At 68.4% G+C, this 14,171-nt stretch carries 13 protein-coding genes and 1 pseudogene; 4 read left to right on the plus strand and 10 right to left on the minus strand.

The features are described from left to right. The 3 genes and pseudogenes from ACWERV_RS15190 to ACWERV_RS15200 form a co-directional block, all read right to left on the minus strand. Positions 1 to 243, minus strand: a pseudogene (locus ACWERV_RS15190) (hypothetical protein); the annotation flags it as partial. Positions 244 to 799: 556 nt separating this feature from the next. Then, entirely contained in the window at positions 800 to 2,092 is a 1,293-nt protein-coding gene (locus tag ACWERV_RS15195) for an RNA polymerase sigma factor (protein WP_452932989.1), read from the minus strand. A gap of 53 nt (positions 2,093 to 2,145) precedes the next feature. After that, positions 2,146 to 2,493 (minus strand): YciI family protein, encoded by a 348-nt coding sequence (locus tag ACWERV_RS15200; protein ID WP_452933150.1) that lies wholly within the window; start codon positions 2,491 to 2,493, stop codon positions 2,146 to 2,148. Positions 2,494 to 2,648: 155 nt separating this feature from the next. Here ACWERV_RS15200 and ACWERV_RS15205 point away from each other — a divergent pair, with 155 nt between their 5' ends. Next, positions 2,649 to 3,011 (plus strand): type II toxin-antitoxin system RelE/ParE family toxin, encoded by a 363-nt coding sequence (locus tag ACWERV_RS15205; RefSeq protein WP_452932991.1) that lies wholly within the window; start codon positions 2,649 to 2,651, stop codon positions 3,009 to 3,011. Then, positions 3,008 to 3,325 (plus strand): helix-turn-helix domain-containing protein, encoded by a 318-nt coding sequence (locus ACWERV_RS15210; RefSeq protein ID WP_452932993.1) that lies wholly within the window; start codon positions 3,008 to 3,010, stop codon positions 3,323 to 3,325. The genes ACWERV_RS15205 and ACWERV_RS15210 overlap by 4 nt, the downstream gene beginning before the upstream one ends. A 116-nt stretch (positions 3,326 to 3,441) precedes the next feature. On the opposite strand, the gene ACWERV_RS15215 is transcribed toward ACWERV_RS15210, so the two are convergent. Then, positions 3,442 to 4,368, minus strand: coding sequence for a DUF4357 domain-containing protein (locus ACWERV_RS15215; protein ID WP_452932995.1), 927 nt, complete (start codon positions 4,366 to 4,368; stop codon positions 3,442 to 3,444). A 672-nt stretch (positions 4,369 to 5,040) separates the two neighbouring features. Here ACWERV_RS15215 and ACWERV_RS15220 point away from each other — a divergent pair. Further along, complete coding sequence (locus tag ACWERV_RS15220; protein WP_452932996.1) at positions 5,041 to 5,898, plus strand: hypothetical protein; 858 nt, start codon at positions 5,041 to 5,043, stop codon at positions 5,896 to 5,898. Positions 5,899 to 5,914: 16 nt separating this feature from the next. Here the strand turns inward: ACWERV_RS15220 and ACWERV_RS15225 are convergent, their stop codons facing one another. After that, positions 5,915 to 6,781 carry a hypothetical protein gene (locus ACWERV_RS15225; protein ID WP_452932998.1) on the minus strand — a complete coding sequence of 289 codons (867 nt, stop codon included), beginning with the start codon at positions 6,779 to 6,781 and terminating at the stop codon, positions 5,915 to 5,917. Between the two features lie 40 nt (positions 6,782 to 6,821). Beyond that, positions 6,822 to 7,370 (minus strand): hypothetical protein, encoded by a 549-nt coding sequence (locus ACWERV_RS15230; protein WP_452932999.1) that lies wholly within the window; start codon positions 7,368 to 7,370, stop codon positions 6,822 to 6,824. A gap of 538 nt (positions 7,371 to 7,908) precedes the next feature. Here ACWERV_RS15230 and ACWERV_RS15235 point away from each other — a divergent pair. Next, positions 7,909 to 9,939 (plus strand): thioredoxin domain-containing protein, encoded by a 2,031-nt coding sequence (locus tag ACWERV_RS15235; protein ID WP_452933001.1) that lies wholly within the window; start codon positions 7,909 to 7,911, stop codon positions 9,937 to 9,939. A gap of 19 nt (positions 9,940 to 9,958) precedes the next feature. On the opposite strand, the gene ACWERV_RS15240 is transcribed toward ACWERV_RS15235, so the two are convergent. The 4 genes from ACWERV_RS15240 to trhA all read right to left on the minus strand — a co-directional run bounded on the left by ACWERV_RS15240 (position 9,959) and on the right by trhA (position 14,044). Further along, positions 9,959 to 10,624 (minus strand): double zinc ribbon domain-containing protein, encoded by a 666-nt coding sequence (locus ACWERV_RS15240; protein WP_452933003.1) that lies wholly within the window; start codon positions 10,622 to 10,624, stop codon positions 9,959 to 9,961. Positions 10,625 to 10,809: 185 nt separating this feature from the next. After that, positions 10,810 to 11,454: a TetR/AcrR family transcriptional regulator gene (locus tag ACWERV_RS15245; protein ID WP_452933005.1), complete on the minus strand. Its 645-nt coding sequence runs from the start codon at positions 11,452 to 11,454 to the stop codon at positions 10,810 to 10,812. 4 nt (positions 11,455 to 11,458) lie between these two features. Then, positions 11,459 to 13,183: an MFS transporter gene (locus ACWERV_RS15250; RefSeq protein ID WP_452933007.1), complete on the minus strand. Its 1,725-nt coding sequence runs from the start codon at positions 13,181 to 13,183 to the stop codon at positions 11,459 to 11,461. A gap of 162 nt (positions 13,184 to 13,345) precedes the next feature. Then, complete coding sequence (trhA, locus tag ACWERV_RS15255) at positions 13,346 to 14,044, minus strand: PAQR family membrane homeostasis protein TrhA (RefSeq protein ID WP_398182330.1); 699 nt, start codon at positions 14,042 to 14,044, stop codon at positions 13,346 to 13,348. Positions 14,045 to 14,171 lie beyond the last annotated feature (127 nt).

Raw genomic sequence — 14,171 nt, forward strand, 5'->3', positions numbered from 1 at the left:
GCCCCCCGCCGTCCGGCCGCCCGCCCCGGCCGCGCCGGCGCGCACGGCGGTGCGCGCTTCGAGCGCGTGCCGGTAGGCCGCGTACTCGCCCGCCGCGGCGCCCGCGATCTCGTCGATCCGCTCCCGCGCGGCCCGCACCTCCGGCGCGGTGTCCGCGGCGCCCAGCTCCGCCGCCACCCGCGCCAACAGCCGCTCGGCTGCGGCGCGGTCGGTCTCCCGCAGCGCGATACGTGACTCCGGCACAGCGTCCTCCCCCGGATGATTGGTCGAATGAATTTCGTGCCCGCGCGCGGTGCGCGTCAAGCGCGTGGTTCGGACCTGAATTCGTCCCAAGTCTGTTACGCGGTAACGGGGGAGGGGGTGGGCGCTGTTGCGCTCCGGGGTGGCGTGTTGCGATTCGCCGCGCGACCTTCCCTTCGCGGGGGCTGGTCGCGCAGTTCCTCGCGCCCCTGGTGTTGCTCGGCGGGGCATCGCGCTTTCCCTCCGGTGGGTGGGGTCGGGGGCCGCCACGGGGCACCTCCTCGGAATGCTCGTTCGCCCTCTTACTGAGTTGGTGAGGCACTACCAGCGCATTCCTGCGGGGGCACCCCGCACCGTCCCCCTCCGGGCCGGAGTAGCGGCTGCCTGCCGGTGGGAGGTGAGGGTTCTCGTTTTCAGAGGCGCGTGGGGGTACCTCCCAGGCGAAGCTCTGGGGGAGAACGGAGCGACCAGCCCCCACCGGGGAAAAGCGAACGGCTACCGCAACAGGAACCTTGCCGCGGGGGAGGGCAAGCCCCACCTGGGCCGGGCCGCGGTCTTGTTACCCCTCCCCGGAGGGGAGTTCGGCGGCGCGGCGGAGGAGGAGGGTGCGTTCGGCGGTGTTGCGGGTCAGGGCGGCGGCCCGGGTGAATTCGGCGCGGGCGGCGGCGTGGCGGCCGAGGCGCGCGAGGAGGTCGCCCCGGACGCTGGGGAGCAGGTGGTAGCCGTTCAGCGCCCCGCCGGAGGCGACCGCGTCGGCGACGGCGAGCCCCGCGGCGGGCCCTTCCGCCATGCCGACGGCGACCGCCCGGTTGAGCTCGACGACGGGCGAGGGCGCGGCGGCGCCCAGCGCGCGGTAGAGGTCGGCGATGCGGGCCCAGTCCGTGTCCTCGGCCCGTACCGCCTGGGCGTGGCACGCGGCGATGGCGGCCTGGAGGGCGTAGGGCCCGGAGGCGGTGCCGCGGGTGCGGGCGGCGGCTTCGGCGCGGGCGAGGGCGGCGAAGCCGCGGTGGACGAGGAGGCGGTCCCAGCGTCTGCGGTCCTGGTCCAGCAGGGTGACGGGGGCGCCGTCGGGTCCGGTGCGGGCGGCGGCCCGGGAGGCCTGGATCTCCAGGAGTGCGGCGAGCCCGTGGACCTCGGGTTCCGCGGGGAGCAGCCCCTGGAGGACGCGGGCCAGCCGCAGGGCGTCCTCGCAGAGGGCGGGCCGCATCCAGTCGTCCCCGGCGGTCGCGGCGTAGCCCTCGTTGAAGATGAGGTAGACGACCTCCAGGACGGAGGCGAGCCGCGCGGCGAGCTCGTCGCCGTACGGCACTTCGAAGGGCACCTGCTCCTTGGCGAGGGTGCGTTTGGCGCGGACGATGCGCTGGGCGACGGTGGGTTCGGCGACGAGGAAGGCGCGGGCGATCTCGTCGGTGGTGAGGCCGCCGAGCAGCCGCAGGGTGAGGGCGAGGCGGGCCTCGCGGGACAGCACGGGGTGGCAGGCGACGAAGACGAGTCGCAGCAGGTCGTCCTCGATGGTGTCGTCGGCGGGTTTGTCGAAGACGGCGGCGCCCTGCGCGATCTCCAGCTCGTGCCCGAGGAGGCGCAGCTTGCGGGCGAAGGCCTCGTTGCGGCGGACGAGGTCGATGCCGCGGCGTTTGGCGGTGGTCATGAGCCAGGCGCCGGGGTTGCGCGGCACCCCCTCGTGCGGCCACTGCTCCAGCGCGGCGACCAGCGCGTCCTGGGCGAGTTCCTCGGCGACGCCTATGTCGTGGACGAGCCGGATGAGGCCCGCGACGAGCCGCGGCGACTCGATGCGCCAGACGGCCTCGACCGCGCGCCGCGCCTGCTGGTCCTGGGCTGCCGTCACGACCACCCATGACAGCAGCCGCGGGGCGCCGGCGCAAAGCCGACGCCCCGCGCGGGCGGCTACTCGGGCTCCTCCACGAGCCGGACCTCGGCCTCGATCTCCCACTCGTCGCCGTGGATGGCGAGGAAGCGCGAGGCCCACGAGGTGGCCTCCTCCAGCGACTTGGCCTGGATGATCGCGTACCCCCCGATGACCTCCTTGGCCTCGGTGAAGGGCCCGTCCAGCACGGTCTGCTTCCCCTTGACCTGCCGGATCACCGACCCCGGCTCGCTCGCCCGCAGCCCCCCGGTGTCGAGCATGACCCCCGCCTTGGCCATGTCCTCCAGCAGCTTCCCCATCTCGTCCATCAGCTCGGGACTCGGCCCCTCGCTGGGTGCCTTGGTGGGGTCGAGCCGCAGCAGCATCATGTAACGCACAGTGTTCTCCCTGAGTCCCGCTCGGTGCTCCGGCCTCCCGGCCGGGGGACGCTCTCCCGCGCCCTCACCAGTGCGTCGAACGGGGCCCTGCCGATTCGACACGACGGGAGAAATTTCTTGAGTATAGCTTTCGCTATACTTATGATGTGGTGAGCGGGTGGGAGATCTACCTGGTCGACGAGGTCCGCGAATGGATCGGAGGGCTCGACGGCGACACGCACATCCGAGTGGTGCAGGCCCTCGACGCCCTCGCCGAGGGAGGTCCCGGCCCCGGGCGTCCGCTGGTGGACACCCTCCACGGATCGACGCCGGCGAACCTCAAGGAGTTACGACCGGGGACGGTACGCATTCTCTTCGCGTTCGATCCCTGGCGGTCCAGCATTCTGCTCGTCGCCGGAGACAAGTCGGGCCGATGGAACGAGTGGTACCGCGAGGCCATCCCCCTGGCGGAAGAGCGCTACGAGACGTACGTGAAGGCACGCACCGAGGCGGAGGGAAGGGAACCATGAGCGGTTACACGCGATGGCAGGACATCCGCGCCGAGCACGTCGAACGTGCGGGCGGCGAGGAGGCCGTGCGGGCGGGCAAGGAGGAGATGCTCGCGGCCGTGACCGGCCGGAAGCTCGCAGAACTCCGCCGCTCCCTCGGCCTCACCCAGCAGCAGGTGGCCGATCGCATGGGCGTCACGAAAGGACGCGTGTCGCAGATCGAGCGCGGCCAGATCTCCGGCCAGGAGGTGCTGAGCCGCTTCGCAACAGCCCTCGGCGGCCGCCTGCACCAGGCGATCTACTTCGACGACGGGAGCATCGCGGCCATCGCCTGACACCCCGCGCGGCCAGCCCGCACGCTACGGCACGGCCGCGCGGCGAGCGCGCGGCCGGAGCATCGCGCCAACAATCCGGTGGATGGACCCTTACTGCAAGATTCGTCGATCGCCTGTCAGCTCATCAGGTTCTCGCCGAAGAGCGTCTGCTGGCTCGTGGATGGGGCAGGAGGCTCGACTGCCGTCCCATCGGTCTGGTGTGATTTCAGCGAGCGTCCCTTGCTGTCCACCCACACCGTGCGGCCGTTGTAGTTCGTACCGGCCAGGACGCTGGCAGCCGCTGAGGGGCTGGCGAAGACGTAATCGCGAGTCAGCTCCAGGTGGTCCCGGCCCAGCTTGACCAGAGTGCCGTCTTCGACGAGCAGGTCTCTTACCCGCTGATAGCTCCGGGAGAGCATTTTTGCCTGGGCCTCAGCACGGGACCCCTTGCGTACGAGGAAGCCGTCTGAGTGTTCGAGGCCACGGCACATGTGGCCCTCCTTGCGTTTGAGGCTGTACTCGACAGCATCTGCAGCCACGGGCGCGTGGACGGCGAGTTCCTCGAGGCATGTAACGCCTAGGACTCCCATGAGCAGAGTGACGTCTGCAAGAAGCCGGTCGAAGCCCGCCTGGGCCTCAGGCGACGGCGGTCTTGGCGAGGGTTTTGGTCCGTTGTCCGCGACCGCCTGTGCGCTGTCGTGGACTCGACGGATCAGACGCGCTTCCAGGTCCGCAACGTGGTCCATGGTGAAGCCGTTGCTGTGATGGAAGATCGCGAATCCCTGAGTCCAGAAGTTCTTCCTCCGCTGGTGCTCGTCCAGCCTGCTGGTGAGTGTGCGTGTGGCAAGCCCTACATAAACGCGCTGCTTGTCTGGTTGAGCCTCATCCGGCCCTTGGAGAAGATAGACTCCCATGCCGGACAATTCCGTCATATTCCTTGCCGTGGGGTAATCGGCACGACTGAAGGCAATGCAGGCGCAGGGACGCTCCACGCCTGATGCGATTCGGATGCCGTTGGTGCGGCCTTCCACCAACGTGACTTGGATCAGTTCCTTACTGGGCACGGCGCAACGATCGCATACGTGCTGGTCGAGTGCCCGTGAGAGGCGTCCCATGGCTTAAGGCGGCACATCCGCCGTCGGCTCGGGGCTCGACGGCGTACGGGCTTCCAGGGCAGCGCTGCCTGCCGGTCGGCCTTGTCCACGGTGTCGACGACGTAGGTGCAGACAATCGGGACACTAGTGGCGGCCTGCCCGACTCGCCAGAAGAAGGGGATGCGGCCTTGGCGCACTAGTCCTCTTTCGCATCACCCGACATGGAGGAAGCCGGGAAATGTTCGAGGCCGACCGCGAGAGGGAGGAACGGCCCATCACGTGCTGCTGCCTCACGGGCGCAGTTGTCCCATCTGGTCGTTGTACAGGAGCAGCGAGAGTGACTCGGAGTCGACCACCAGCGGGTGGACCGGCGACTCCGTCAGGCAGCGCCCCGCAGGTTCGATCTCCGAATGAGCTTCCCTGGCGTGGGACAGAGGCCCACCGACGGGACAGCACCGGCTCGTGACACCACTCATCGGCAGTACTCAACCGAGCCGACGACTTCTCGGAACCGTCTTGGTTCCATGGCCAGCCTGGCACAGTATCCAGTCACGAAATTCCATATTTAACGCACAAACAGCCAAAAGTGATCAACATGGATCTTCGGTGACGTTACGTGATCAAGGTTTGTATACTCGTAAGATGGTGATCGATACCGAAATTCCTCAAGGTGCGCCCGTACCACGTCTCACCCGAGTCGATCCGCAGTTGGCAGAAGTTCTTCTCTCCCAGGCCGCGGTCAATCGTCGCTTGGACTGGGGGCAGGTAGATTTCCTGGCGGATTCGATTATCCGTGGGGAGTGGCAGCTAACTCACCAGGGAATTGCGCTCGACGGACCTATTGAGACGGGACGCCTCCTTGACGGCCAGCATCGTTTGAATGCCATCATCAAGGCCGGGGTTCCAGTGTGGATTTACGTTTTCGAGGGGCTCCCCGAAAGTGCGTTTCCTGTCCTTGATACAGGGAAGCGTCGAAGCGGTGTGGACACGCTTTCTTCTACTGGTGAAAAATACCTCCCCCTGCTCCACTCGACTATTCGGCACGTCCTTCTTTTTAAAAACCTGCCGGACTCGTCGTGGAGTGGCAACAGTGCCAGAATCGCGAATGATCGTATTCTGGCGGCATACAATGACGACAGTGACATGTATCGAGAAGCTGTGTCCACAGGCCGCGCCCTTTCCAAACACGTATTTGCTAGTCAAACCGGTGCGGCAGTGGCCTTTTTTGTTACGACTGAGGCAGCCCCGGCCATGGAGGTGGTCAGCTGGATCGACGGGTTGACTTCAGGCGCGAACCTAGAGGTGGGAGACCCACGACTCGCCCTGACCAAGGTCCCTCATAAGAGGAGGGGCCGGAGGCGTCGGTATACCATGCGAGAGCAGGTAGCTATCTATATCAAGGCATGGAACGCTTGGGTACAGGGAGAAAAAATTGACAACCTGCGCTTTAAGAAGACGGAGGGAATGCCAATTCCCGTAGAGGTGAAGTTCAAACGGTGAACCAACGGGGAGCAACCTAGGGCATGTCGACGCGGCTTCGGATCAATACACTGCCCGACTCATTCATCACGAGTACGGATCTGCCCAAAGATTTTGCGACGCGTTCAATAAAATCGCTCGACAAGAATGCCTCGTTGCCCTCCGGGTGCCGTGCAATAATGCGCACCTCGGTGTTCTCCCACGAGGATCCAGTCACTTGCCAGCCAATCTTCGCAAATGACGTCAGGATGAACTCATCCTCACTGATGCGCCGACTTCGCGACAGTTTCTCCTCCGCTTGATCTGCCTTACCTTCAAGGTTTTTCTCACGATATTCCTGTTTTCGAACCAGCAAGAGAATTTCTTCGAGCATCTCCGCCTCGGATCGCTCGATCGAATGCTGCGCGCCCTCCAGTGGAGACGCCTTGCGGACCTCTCGGAGGGCCTGCTCCAATTCCGGCCAGCTCCGTGCGAATGCCCGGTCCAGTCGATCTTCTGCCACCACTCGCCCCGCTGAGGCCCTGTTCATGTCACTAATCAACTTTCGAACGTCATCCCGACTTTCTCCTACGGTTGCCTGAAATTTAGAGAGGGGGCCGGTTAGGTCTGCGATTTTCATGTCAATTAGAAATGGGGCGACATGTGCAATTTCGAACTGTTTGGCTAGCGATCCTGCCTCGAAGTTGATCCATCTTGATGCTTCGTTCTCCGGAGTTACGCAGATGATTCCGAAGTCTGTCGCAGCAAGTTCGTGAGTAATCTCCTCGATTCCTTTTCCTCCTTTGGCGATGTCCTGACTCGAGACCCATGGATCAATCTCTTGGATGACGTCTGGAATCCAATACTTTAGGGCCTCGGCCACCTTCCTGGAGCGCTCTCCGGACCAGCTCAGGAACACCTTCATGAATGGTTTACCTTCCCGTCGCCGCCATGGACGTGGCGACTCATGAGGCTCGGCTCGATTTCAGCAACTCTTCTTGCTCATCTTTCAGTGTGGTGTACGACTCGCGCAGGTACGCCAGGAAGCTGCTTCCTGGGTGACGGATTAGTGTGGAGTTGTTAACGGAAATAGCATCCCAATCTGCCAGCAGAGCATCGTAGGACGCAGCGTGAGCGCAGAAGTCGAGTACGACTGCCGGCATCTCTCTTTCGATAATCAGGTCTCCGTGCGCAGTGACAAGTTCTCTTATTTGTTGGGCCCGTGGGGCAAATACAGTCTTGACCCATACATGCCATCGCATCAATCCAGAATCCACTAGCGGCCCATTTGGCGACTCCCTGTGGGGAAAATATTCTCGCCGATATTCTAGCCACGCCCGTTCGTTGGTCTCCGCCAAGACAAGAAGTGGGCCGTAGAGATCTTTTAGCTGACTGCTTACCAAGTTGATTCGCTCCTTCTTGATGGATCTGCGAACTTCACCTTGATGATTCAACCAGCACGCCGAGATCGCGATCACGGCGCCAGCTCCAGGTGTCACGATCGATGCAATCATCTGCCCCCTCCCACGGTGATGATCCGCAAGATTTCCAACCGTGACCTGTGTCAAACCTTCCTGTCAATTGTCGTACGATAATCTTAATCTTTGGGCTGAGGGACAGGCGAGTGATCGCTGCGGGTGGTAGTGAGCCTTGCCTCGTGTCGTCGGGAGTTGAAGGATTAACGGCCACGTACTCCTTTAAACGAGATGTGGCGGAGCAGAATATCCTCACTGTTTGCGGGGCGCGGTCGTCAGGTCAATTAGAGTGTCTCCGATGCGCCCTCACCGAGTCATATGCGAAAATTGTGCTCAAATCACCGGAGGCGCTTGCTCGATGACTGGTGAAGCTACAAGCGGGTGCCGCGGCGGCATGTGCCTGCTTCCGACCTGCTCGTCGCTGCGCGAATGCACCCCCCCGCAGAGATGGCGGAAGGAACCGCCGAGCTACCCCCGCCCGCACGAAGGAACCCGCACTCGACCGATCCGTCGACGCCTTCCGGCCTGGGATCAACCGTTCTGGGCTGGCCAGCCCAGAGCGTGAGAGGGTGTGCGCGTGAATCGACTCGGGGATGCCACGTCGCCCTATCTGTTGCAGCATGCCGACAACCCGGTGGACTGGTGGCCGTGGGGGGCGGAGGCGTTCGGGGAGGCGCGGCGGCGGGGGGTGCCGGTGCTGCTCAGTGTGGGGTATTCGGCGTGCCACTGGTGTCATGTGATGGCGCACGAGTCGTTCGAGGACGAGACGACCGCGGCGTATCTCAACGAGCACTTCGTGTCCGTCAAGGTCGACCGGGAGGAGCGGCCGGACGTCGACGCGGTGTACATGGAGGCGGTGCAGGCGGCCACCGGGCAGGGTGGGTGGCCGATGACGGTGTTTCTGACGGCGGAGGGGGAGCCGTTCTACTTCGGGACGTACTTCCCGCCGAAGCCGCGGCAGGGGATGCCGTCGTTCATGGAGGTGCTGCGCGGGGTGGTGGCGGCGTGGCGGGACCGGCGGGAGGAGGTCGCGGATGTCGCGGGGCGGATCGTGCGGGACCTCGCGGACCGGGGGCCGGTGTACGACGCGCAGGCGCTGCCCGGTGAGGGGGAGATGGGGGCCGCGCTGCTGGGGCTGACGCGGGAGTACGACGCGCGGCGGGGCGGGTTCGGCGGGGCGCCGAAGTTCCCGCCGTCGATGGCGCTGGAGTTCCTGCTGCGGCACCACGCGCGCACCGGCGCGGAGGGCGCGCTGCAGATGGCCCGGGACACGTGCGAGGCGATGGCCCGCGGCGGTATCTACGACCAGCTCGGCGGCGGCTTCGCGCGCTACAGCGTGGACCGGGAGTGGGTTGTGCCCCATTTCGAGAAGATGTTGTACGATAACGCCCTTCTGGCGCGGGTTTACGCGCATTTGTGGCGGGCCACCGGTTCGGACCTGGCCCGGCGGATCGCGCTGGAGACCGCGGACTTCATCGTCGGCGAACTCGCCACGGACGAGGGTGGTTTCGCCTCCGCGCTGGACGCCGACAGTGACGACGGCAGTGGCCGGCACGCCGAAGGCGCCTACTACGTCTGGACGCCCGAGCAGCTCGCGGCCGAACTCGGTGAGGCGGACGGGAAGTTCGCCGCCGACTACTTCGGCGTCACCGAGGAGGGCACCTTCGAGGAGGGTGCCTCCGTGCTGCAACTCCCGCAGGGCGGCGGGGTCGTGGACGCCGGCCGGGTGGCCTCCGTACGCGAGCGGCTGCTCGCGGCGCGGGCCCTGCGGCCGCGGCCGGGGCGGGACGACAAGGTCGTCGCCGCGTGGAACGGCCTGGCCATCGCCGCGCTCGCCGAGACCGGCGCGTACTTCGACCGCACCGACCTGGTGCAGGCGGCGGTGGACGCGGCCGACCTGCTGGTGCGCGTGCACATGGACGGCCGCGGGCGGCTCACCCGCACGTCGCGGGACGGCGTCGCGGGCGCCAACGACGGGGTGCTGGAGGACTACGCGGACGTCGCCGAGGGCTTCCTCGCGCTCGCCTCGGTGACCGGCGAGGGCGTCTGGCTGGACTTCGCCGGGCTGCTCCTGGACTCCGTGCTGCACCACTTCACCGGCGACGACGGCACCCTCTACGACACCGCCGACGACGCCGAGGCGCTCATCCGCCGCCCGCAGGACCCCACCGACAACGCGACGCCCTCCGGCTGGACCGCCGCGGCCGGGGCGCTGCTGTCGTACGCCGCGCACACCGGCGCGGAGCCGCACCGCGGTGCGGCCGAGCGGGCGCTCGGCGTGGTCGGCGCGCTCGCGGGGCGCGCGCCGCGCTTCATCGGCTGGGGGCTGGCCGTCGCGGAGGCCGCGCTCGACGGGCCGCGCGAGGTCGCCGTCGTGGGCGACACCGGCGACCCGCTCACCGCCGAACTGCACCGCACCGCGCTGCTCGCGGCGGCGCCGGGCGCGGTGGTGGCCGTCGGCGAGGAGGGCGCCGGGGAGTTCCCGCTGCTCTACCGCCGTGCCACCCGGGGAGGGCGCGCCGCCGCGTACGTCTGCCGCAACTTCGTGTGCGACGCGCCCACGTCCGACCCGCGCACCCTCCGCAGCCAGCTCCGCCCGGGAGGGTAGGGCCCCGACGGGCAGGGGTTCAGCGGCGGGTGCCGCAGTCGGGGCAGAAGGCGGATCCGGCGGGGAGCTGGGCGCTGCACGAGCGGCAGGCGTCCTGCTGGGCGAGCCGGTGGCCGCAGTGCGGGCAGAAGGCCGAGCCGTGCGTCTCGCCCTGGCACTGCGGGCACACCAGTTGCCGCGGGGTGGAGACGTCGAAGGCCCCGCCCGCGTTCTGGCCCTCGGCGTAGGCGCGTTCGGCGACCATGTCGTTGAGCCCGCGGCGGCGGGCGGCGACGGCCTCGGCGGCGGTGTCGGGGGCGCAGGTGAAGCAGATGCCCTGGTCGGCGTTCCAGCAGCGGTTGCACACGTAGCTGGTGCAGCGCGGGCAGCGGTTGAAGTGGCCCTGGGCGGTCTCGATGGCCTTCTTGAAGGCGGTGTCGCGCGAGCCGCCGTACCCGGCGCCGGCCAGGCCGTCCGCCGCGCTGGACATGCCGCTGCCGGTGCGGCCCAGCACGCCCCAGGCGGCGTTGACACCCTTGCCGACCCAACTGGCCACCCTGCCACCGGTGTACGCCTCGAACGGCGAACGCCAGGTGTCCTGGCAGCGGTTGCAGGAGAACTCGAACTGGAAACCCGCGCCCGTTCCGTGCTCGACACACAGGTCACGGTAGTTGTTGCTGAAGTAGATCTCCGCGGTCAACGCCACGCCTCCCCAGAGCGCTCGTCGGCCGGTACCCCACCGGCCGCCCTTGTCCCCGGTGTCGGACCTCCCCGCGGTCCTTCCGGTCGGGCCCACCGAGCAAGGCCGGTGCGGGCCGGTAATACTGTCGCACACCGCGGTGTTCCGGAACGGGCAGGCCGTGCGAACGGGGCCGTATGGGGCGGCAGTTGTCAGTGGGTCCGCAGGTCCAGACCGTGCCGCAGCATCGCCAGGGTGCGGTCGAGGAGCAGGACGAAGTCCTCGTCGCGGTCGTGTTCCAGCCAGTACAGGGACGTCTCGTGCAGCGCCGCGAAGACGGCCGAGGCGAAGACCCGGACCTCCAGATCGTCCGCCCGCCGGCCGGTGCGCTCGGCGATGATGCCGCCGAGCAGCCGGCCGGTCGCGGACATGCTCTCGTGCGCGCGGGCCCGGATCGCGGGCACGTCCCGCACCAGTTCCTCGCGCCGGATCACCTCCTCGCGGCTGTCCGGGTCCCGCATCGCCCGCCCGAGGACGGCGTGCATGACGTACCGCACGGACGCGAGGGGGCGCTCGTCGAGCGGGCGGGCGCGCAGGACCTCCGCCATCTCGTCGTCGTACTCGTCCGTCAGGACGATGTCCTCCTTGGTGGGGAAGTACCGGAAGACCGTGCTCGGTGAGACCTCCGCCGCCGCCGCGATCCGGTCGACGGGCGTGGCGTCGTAGCCGTGCTCCGCGAAGAGCCGGTAGGCCGCCCTGCGGATCGCCTGCCGGGTCGCCGCCTTCTTGCGTTCGCGCAGGCCCAGCGGCCGCGGCGGGGTGGTGGCGGGGGGCTCGTCGCAGGGGTAGGGCGGCATGTGCTCATTGTCGGGCATCCGCCCGCGGCTCGGCGAGCGCCCCCGCCGCGCCCTCTGCTGGGCCGGACGTGCCTGACTCGGTGGCCGCCGGGCCGGACGTGCCGGAGCCGGTGGCCGCCGGGCCGGGGGATGCGGAGCCGGTGGCCTCCGCGCCGGAGGCGGCGGGGGCGGTCGCGGCCGGCCGCGGGTCCCTCCGCCCCGGCCGCGGGTTCGGCAGGAAGACCGCCAGCAGCAGCCCCGCCGCCAGCGCGGCGGCACCGCAGACGGCGAGCGCGACGTCCATCCCGTGCAGGTACGCCGTGTCCGCCGACGTCACGAGCGCGTCGTGCCCGGTCCGCACCGCCACGGTGTGCGCGCCGACCAGCGACTCGCGGGCCGCGTGCGCCGCGTCCGGCGACAGGCCGGCCGTGTCGAGGCGGTCGCGGTAGGCGGCGGCCAGCACGCTGCCGAGGATCGCGACGCCCACGGCCGCGCCGGTCTGCCGCAGCGTCTGGAGCAGCCCGGATCCGCTCCCGGCGCGTTCGCGGGGGAGTGCGCCGAGCGCGCCGTTCATCGACGGTACGACGCTGAGCCCCAGCCCCACCCCGGCGACCGTCAGCCACAGCGCGATCCGCCCGTAGCCGTCACCGGCCGACGTGGTGGCGCCCAGGAAGCCGCCCGCGGCCAGCACCAGCAGGCCCGCGGCGATGACCGGGCGCGGGCCCGCCCTGCCGACCAGCCCCGGGGCGAGCCGGGCGGCGACCATGAGGCCGCCCATCATCGGCAGCAGCCGTACGCCCGTGCCGAGCGCGTCATGGCCGAGGGCGCTCTGCAGGTAGGACGGCAGGACGAAGACCATGCCGGTGAGGATGAAGCTCACCAGCGTGGCGGCGACGGCGTTCCACAGGAAGCCGCGCTGCCGCAGCAGGCTCATGTCGAGCATCGGCCGCGTCACGCGCCGCTCGCGCAGGACGAGGACGGCCAGCAGCAGCGCGCCCGCGGCGAGCGAGACGACCACCACCGGGTCGCCCCAGCCGCGGCCGGGCGCCTCGATGATGCCGTAGACGAGCCCGCCGAGCCCCGCGGCGGCGCAGAAGGTGCTGGTGACGCGGACCCGCGGGGCGGCCGGGTCGCGGGTCTCGGGCAGCAGCCACACGCACGCGACGATCGCGAGCGCGACCAGCGGGATGTTGACCAGGAAGACCGAGCCCCACCAGAAGCTCTTCAGCAGCGCGCCGCCGATGATCGGCCCGAGCGGCATGCCGAAGGCCATCGCGCTGCTGGCGATCGCCACCGCCCGGGGCCGCTCGGCGGGGCCGAAGAGCCCGGGGATGACGGACAGCGCGAGCGGCATGACGAAGGCGCCGCCCAGGCCCATCACGGTGCGGGCGGCGATGACGGCGCCGGGACTGCCGACGAGCGAGCCCAGCACCGACCCGGCGAGGAAGACCGCGAGTCCGGCGATGAGCATCCGGCGCCGGCCGAAGCGGTCGCCGAGGAGCCCGGCGGGCAGCATCGCGGCCGCGAAGACGACGGTGTAGGAGTCGACGATCCACTGCATGTCGCCGGTGGTGGCGCCGATCCGGTCGGCCATTGTCGGCAGGGCGACGTTGAGGATCGTGGTGTCGAAGCTGAGCACGAGCATGCTCAGGCACAGCGCGACGAGCGCGAGCCAGCGCCGCGGGTCCGCCTGCGGCGGGGCGGTGGCCGACGGGGAGGCGGACGGGGGCGGGGGAGCGGAGGAGGACATGGCAAAGCTCCTGCGAGTGAGAATCAAATGACAGTGACTCTCAAAAAAGAGTAGCTCTCACCTCCACGGGTGCCAACCCGGTTCTGCCCGCCCGTGCCCGGACATGACGAAGGCCCGCACCCCGTGGGGGTGCGGGCCTTCGGCGGGTGAGCGCCGTCGCGGCTATCCGTGCTGGTAGGCGACGAGCGAGATACCGACGTAGTGGACGATGAACGCGGCCAGCGTGAAGGAGTGGAAGACCTCGTGGAAGCCGAACCAGCGCGGTGACGGGTTCGGCTTCTTGAAGCCGTAGACCGCCGCGCCCGTGCTGTAGAGGACGCCGCCGACGATCACGCACACCATCACGGCGACGCCGCCGGTGCGCAGGAAGTCCGGCAGGAAGAAGACCGCGACCCAGCCGAGCGCGATGTAGCACGGTGTGTAGAGCCACCGCGGGGCGCCGACCCAGAAGACCCGGAAGGCGATGCCCGCGAGCGCTCCCGCCCACACCAGCCACAGCAGCAGATGTGACGTTCCGCCGGGCAGCAGCAGTATCGCCAGCGGTGTGTAGGTGCCGGCGATGATCAGGAAGATGTTCGCATGGTCAAGGCGGCGCAAAATTCCGGAGACGCGCGGCCCCCAGTTGCCCCGGTGGTAGAGCGCGCTCACGCCGAACAACGCACACGCCGACACCGTGAAGACGGCGCACGCGATGCGCCCTCTGGTGCTCTGGGCGAAGGCGGTCAGCGCGACGCCGGAGATGAGCACGGCCGGGAACATTCCGGCGTGCAACCACCCTCTGAGCTTGGGCTTCAGGGGCTTCGGCGAATCGAGTGCATCGACTTCGGCGGGCATTTCAGCAGTCTGATCGACGGCGCTCATGGCGTCAATCCTACCTACGCCACCGTAGGTTGCTCGCCGCGTCCCCGCGTCGCATCGGCCGTCCGGGGCCGGAATCGGCCGTTCAGGGAGCCGTCACCGCGTGGTGTGCCTCACCCCCGGCGCCCTG

The organism is Streptomyces sp. NPDC004031, assembly GCF_053604375.1.